The sequence below is a fragment of the Aeromonas sp. QDB62 genome, from assembly GCF_027705695.1.
GTDB classification, from domain to species: Bacteria; Pseudomonadota; Gammaproteobacteria; order Enterobacterales; family Aeromonadaceae; genus Aeromonas; species Aeromonas allosaccharophila.
The window spans coordinates 1-5,434 of the sequence record NZ_JAPDCD010000090.1 but is presented as its reverse complement, the minus strand read 5'-3'; the positions used below and the strand labels follow the sequence as shown (position 1 = coordinate 5,434).

Sequence of the window (5,434 nt, the reverse complement as noted above, 5' to 3'; positions counted from 1 at the left end):
GAGCCGGCTGGAATGACGACTATCGGGCTCAGTTATTCTTTGGTTAAAATATCAACAAAGTGTGCTCCCGCCCTGGAACGCGCATGACTCAAAAGCACTTCACGCATTTGCATTTCTTTGCTAACGAGTGCGGCAAGGTCAACCAGAATGCTTATCTCATCAGGACTCAATTGTCGAGGTTTGGAGTCTATAGCACATAATGTGCCTATTGCGAGCCCACCGATACTACGTAAAGGCACACCGGCATAGAAGCGAATATTCGGATTTCCCGTTACGAGAGCATTACTCATGAAGCGGGAGTCTTGCTTTGTGTCTGTCACGATCAGCGGTGTTGTTTGCGCTATAGCATGAGCACAAAAAGCAACTTCTCGTGGGGTTTCATTTTCATCAATACCTATCCGCGACTTGAACCACTGTCGGTCAGTGTCGACCAGTGAAACCAATGCAATCGGGACATCTAAAATGAGTGCAACTAATCGAGTCATGCGATCAAAAGCCTCTTCTGACGGAGTATCGAGAATGTTGAGGGCGTGTAGTAGATTGAGTCTGTCTTCTTCATCTGGTGGAATTGGATAAGTTGCCATGTTCGGTAGCTCCTGATGCCTGCCGAAAAATATAACCATAATAAATATCAGTGGTGAGGTTAACGAGCAAATTTCTTTTAAGAATTAGTATGATATGTCTCACTTGTTGAGTTTTTTGGAAGGGTTGGGGCAGCATCAAGATGTTGAGTGATCATCCTTCGAGTGGAGGGAGGCTGTACTCGGTGGTCGTATCCAGGCTTCCCATCACACAGGGGATGGATTATCCAAACAGGCCGCGACACGGCGTGACGAATTGGCTGGCAGGCAGTTTTTCGCAAAACCCATCATCGGCTATGGGTTTTGTCATCAGGTGAGGGGTTTTGTTATCAACCGGCGAGAAGCGGTTGAGAAGGCTCATAAGCCCCGACAGATTTTGTGTAGCGGTTTGTCGGGACGGTCGCTGAAAACGGATCATTGGGCTGCTAAACAGCGATATCGGTATCTCACCACTGGATGAGATACCGACATACCTAGCTAGCCTGAACCCACTCGCCCTCTTCGGGCTGTGGCAGCGGCTTGGATGGTACAGAGCTGGTCAGGGCATCATGGATGCAATTGGCTATTTTCTGGCTGGTCTGCTGCATCCGAGTGTTATGCAGGTGAGCATAACGCAGTGATGTCTGACTGCTCCGGTGCCCAAGCTGGGATTGCACGTCAAACAGGGTGCCGCCGTTGGAGACAATCAACGCCGCTACCGAATGACGACAGGTGTGCAGGCAAACCCCCTCCTTATCTATACCGGCTCGCGCCAGCATCCGCTGAAACCCCTTGGTGGGATTTTGCAATGGCTGCCCTTGCCGCTTGCCGGGAAACAGGTAGGGATTTCCCTGTGTCACCGGTAAGTAGTTCAACAGCTCCACCGCCATATGGTTCAGGTGCAACACACGGCTATGGCCGTTCTTGGTGTGGGGAATATATAGGGTCTTGTCCTCCTTGTTGTAGTGCTGCCATTTGGCCCTTGCCAGCTCGGCCCGGCGCAAGCCGGTGAGCAGCAACATCTTGACATACTGACCGGTATAGAAACTCTCATGCTGATCAGCAGCCCGGAACAGGCGGCGGATTTCATCTGGAGTGAAGTAGCGTTCGCGCCGATTGTTCTCTCGCAGCAATGACACCAAGGCGGCGGGATTGTCCTTGATCAGTCCGGCACGGGCTGCCCAGGTCATGATGGCCTTGAGCAATGCTAATACTCGATTGCAGGTGGCCGGGGTGAGGCGTTTGAGCAACATCTGTTGCATGTTCTGGATGCGGGTAACGGTGATCTCTTCCGGGATCAGATTGCCGAAGATTGGCCGTAGGTGATTACGGAAGCGATGTTCATCCGTTTTCCAACTGCGATTTCGCGATTGCAGATAGGGGAGATAGTCCTCCTGAAACAAATTGCTCAGGGTCTTCTGGTTGCGCTTGTCCTCCTTGGCCTGCTGTGGGTCAACGCCTTCGGCGATCTTGCGCTTGTAGTCGAGCGCGAGCTTGCGAGCCGCGCTGACGTCCAACGCGGGATAGTGCCCCAGTGCAATGGCCCGCTTGCGCCCATGTATCTGATAACGCAGCAGGAACTTGCGACGCCCCTCTCCTTTGCCAACCAGACAGCGCAGACCGGTCACGTCGGTATCTGAATACTCCGCTTCGGTACTGCGAGCGTCATCTGGGTTAGGGGGTAGATCGGCAATTCGCCGATTGGTGAATTTAAATCGGGTAGGTGTTTCGTTCATGATTCGCTCCTCAACATGTGAGCTGGTTAGACACGGCATAGGCCCCCTTCACAGTGGAAAGGAGGTCTAATCCCCGTCTCTGGCTTGGCGATCAAAATGGTCGTTGCTCATCGCGCCTTGGCCTGACTGGCCCGGCACGATGACAACGCGGGAAAGGTGAGTGAGCAGATGGCCGCCCCGGTCGCTACCCGGTCCGATCCCGTAAAAATGCTACCGAGCCCCGTGTCCGCCCCGCACGAACGGGGGGGAGCGGGGCTGGTTTTTCCCTTTGAGGGATTGAGCTTTTTCATCTCAACCCCGTAAACCCGCGAAATTTGCGGAAATAATGGGTGAGTTAATGAATAGGTCGGGTTACCCCGCAATGTCACGGCGAGCCCCGTGCCCGCCCCGTGTGAGCGGGGGGAAACGGGGCAGGTTTTTCCCTTATAGAGACTGGGTAAATCGACGCCAACCCCGTGAACCCGTGAAATTTGCGCATTAACAGGGAGGGATCATTCAGTGGCTACCCTGATCGCGTAGACACCCAGCGACAGGTAGGTGAGGAAATTACCCTCCCATAATTCATAGAACTCACCCAACTCAGACAACGGCACCACATGCGCATAGGCAATCAGCCCTTCCTGGCTTGAGAAGTCAAAATCGACCTCCTTAGCCAATTCGGCATAGTCACCCATGCCGACATAGGAAAAGTCCGTCATATAGACCAAGGACCATAGATTTCCTCGGCGTTGCAGACGGATCTCCACCGGATGAAAGCCGCCGGTTTCCGGGCCATAACCCGGATCACGAAAGTTCATCGTGACGGCGCGGGCTTGTGGCCATGTGGGATGGTGCCTGTTCAGCAGGTCGGTTAGACATACGGCGAACCGGGGTGAAACCGGTAGGGGGAGTCCCTGCCAGTTCAGTGCTATGTCACGGTTGCTCATGGCTGGGTCTCCTGTCCGGCTACCTCGTCGCCGGTCTCGGATCCCGTTTCGGCCCCGGCCTCATCCATCTTGTCTGACAAACCGGCCTGGTCGTTGGCTGTTTTCAAAAACGGGGGCTCATTGCCTTTCTCGATGGTTATCTCATCGGTCGTGTCATCTTGGCCCTTCTGCCCCTTGGCTTTTCCCTTGCGAGCCTGTTTATCCATATTGGCCGGTTCATCCAACTGAGTTGACCAGTCGCTGAGGGATAGGCCGACCCGGTGGAACGGCGAGTTGGGCTCGGCGGCGACCAGCAACTTTTCAGATCGCAGGATGGCGGCGAGGAAACCGTGGTTATTGGCACTGCCTCGAACAAACAGCGCCTTGAGCGCTACCGATTTGAATGGCGCATCCTTGAGGATGTCCAGTAGTGCCAGGATGTCATCGAGCGATAACCAGTGCTTGCTGAACAGGCCGCCCGTGTCGTTGGCGGTAATGCGAAGGGCGTAGCGACCTTCATCGTTCTTGCCTACCTCGTAGTGCAGCAAACCACTGGCCCGAGCGCTGATCTTCGGGGCCTTGGAGGATTTAATAACAGTCCAGACCGGAGCAGCCGACGCTGCCGGTTGTGTGGCTTTAGCCATGATGGAATTCCTTCTGAAGGGGTTACTTGAAGAAGTCAGCCGCTTTGCTGCGATGACCTTGATGGATATGACTGCCTAACGAGGCAATGGCGCCGCTAATGACCCCCAGGTCATCGGTGAGACCGACGCCGGGGATAAAGTCCGGTACGGCATCGACCGGACAGAGCAAATAGGCGAGGGCGCTGACCACGATGGTCTTGACCCACAAAGGCGTCTGCTCGTCGGCCATCAACAGATAGAGCAAGACAGCCTGCTCAACCAGCAGCTTCATGCCCTTGATGTGCTTGAGCTTGGAAAGTAGCGAGGAGCGGTTGATCTCGGTCATGCGGCCCACTCCCCATCCCACTCTGACGCCAGCGCCAGACTGACCACGCCATCGCAGATATTCAGGACCGGACCCGCGTTCCGGGCGGTGATGTTGAGCAACTTGAACACCGGATGGTCTTTATCGTGCAGGACCACTTGTGTGCCTTCCAGAGCAATCCAGCGCTCCGGTAACGGCAACCAGTAGACGGCCTGCTCGGCGCTGTCCGTGGTGAAGCTGCTGTCACCCATGTCCCAGACCTCTTCAAAGATGCCGTTGTCCAGGTCATGGGTGGCCTGGCCGGAGAAGCGAGCAATCGACAGCACCAACTGTCCTATCTGAGTAGAGGGCAGTTGGTGCAAGGTGTAAGTGTTGGTGTGACTGAAGATGGCGACCAGTACCGGCAGACCGGGCATTGGCAACGATTCCGGTACATAACGACCGTGGATGCGGATGGCTTTGACCAGTTGATGATGGCGCAGCAGTGCCCGCGACAGGGTATCCAGATAATCCTGAGTCGCGTTTTTGCCTTCGCCAATGGCATCGAACAATGAAAGTTCAGACATGGATGTTCTCCTTGGATGTTCCCGGACCGGAATGGTCATGGGTTATCCAGAGATTCATATATGTTTGAGGATTGGGTTTTTACGGGAAGGGGGGAGCAGGCAATCAGGATGACCAGCAAGTGATTGCGGGTGAGCGGTGGTTTTGAAAAAGGCCATGCAGCGAAAGTGAGGGCTTCCCGCGTGTTGATGCTGCCCATCACCCTCTAATACGGACTGGTTTGTTGATCTTTCTCAGAAAACTACAATTCCCCTCTTTTGTGTCATCTATCTTGAGCGCTAAGATAATCGTTTGGAACTGCCTCTCCTGAATCACTTATGAGCCAGGCTGGAGAAACGCCCTAGGTAAAAAGCAGCAGACTGAAGGCTGTAATTCAGGGGCGGTAGCTTAGACACAACTCGGGAGCCATGCGACCACGTTGGGAGGCCGCGATTATCCCAGTGGACTGACTTATTTGCTGTTTTTTTGTACAGTGGTAATGATGACGCAAAAAGAGGAAGTCAAGCGAATACGTTCAGGTATCAGGGGTAGAATGGTAATGCTATGATTTAATTTTTATTTTCACTTGGCGGTGATGAAAATGGGGCGAAGTTATATGGAAGGCTCTGTTAACGGATTAGGGAAGGTGCGAACAAGTCCCTGACATGAGATCATGTTTGTCATCTGGAGCCATGGAACAGGGTTCATCATGAGTCATCAACTTACCTTCGCCGACAGTGAA

The 5,434-nt window shown here is 53.8% G+C and carries 6 protein-coding genes; all 6 read right to left on the bottom strand.

The window, feature by feature from the left end; all coding sequences use genetic code 11:
• Window positions 1-32: 32 nt before the first annotated feature.
• The gene (locus OKC27_RS22360; protein ID WP_270806721.1) at window positions 33-584 is read right to left on the bottom strand and encodes a GAF domain-containing protein; all 552 of its coding nucleotides are present in this window, start codon (window positions 582-584) and stop codon (window positions 33-35) included.
• Window positions 585-1,054: 470 nt separating this feature from the next.
• Window positions 1,055-2,296, bottom strand: a complete 1,242-nt coding sequence (locus OKC27_RS22355; RefSeq protein WP_069785079.1) for a tyrosine-type recombinase/integrase — start codon at window positions 2,294-2,296, stop codon at window positions 1,055-1,057.
• A 491-nt stretch (window positions 2,297-2,787) separates the two neighbouring features.
• Entirely contained in the window at window positions 2,788-3,222 is a 435-nt protein-coding gene (locus OKC27_RS22350; RefSeq protein WP_197984389.1) for a DUF2787 family protein, read from the bottom strand.
• Window positions 3,219-3,845: a hypothetical protein gene (locus OKC27_RS22345; protein ID WP_190283745.1), complete on the bottom strand. Its 627-nt coding sequence runs from the start codon at window positions 3,843-3,845 to the stop codon at window positions 3,219-3,221. Before OKC27_RS22345 ends, OKC27_RS22350 begins: the two co-directional genes overlap by 4 nt.
• A 22-nt stretch (window positions 3,846-3,867) precedes the next feature.
• Window positions 3,868-4,170, bottom strand: coding sequence for a YkvA family protein (locus tag OKC27_RS22340; RefSeq protein ID WP_052814687.1), 303 nt, complete (start codon window positions 4,168-4,170; stop codon window positions 3,868-3,870).
• Entirely contained in the window at window positions 4,167-4,715 is a 549-nt protein-coding gene (locus tag OKC27_RS22335; RefSeq protein WP_155488276.1) for a hypothetical protein, read from the bottom strand. The genes OKC27_RS22340 and OKC27_RS22335 overlap by 4 nt, the downstream gene beginning before the upstream one ends.
• Window positions 4,716-5,434: the final 719 nt, after the last annotated feature.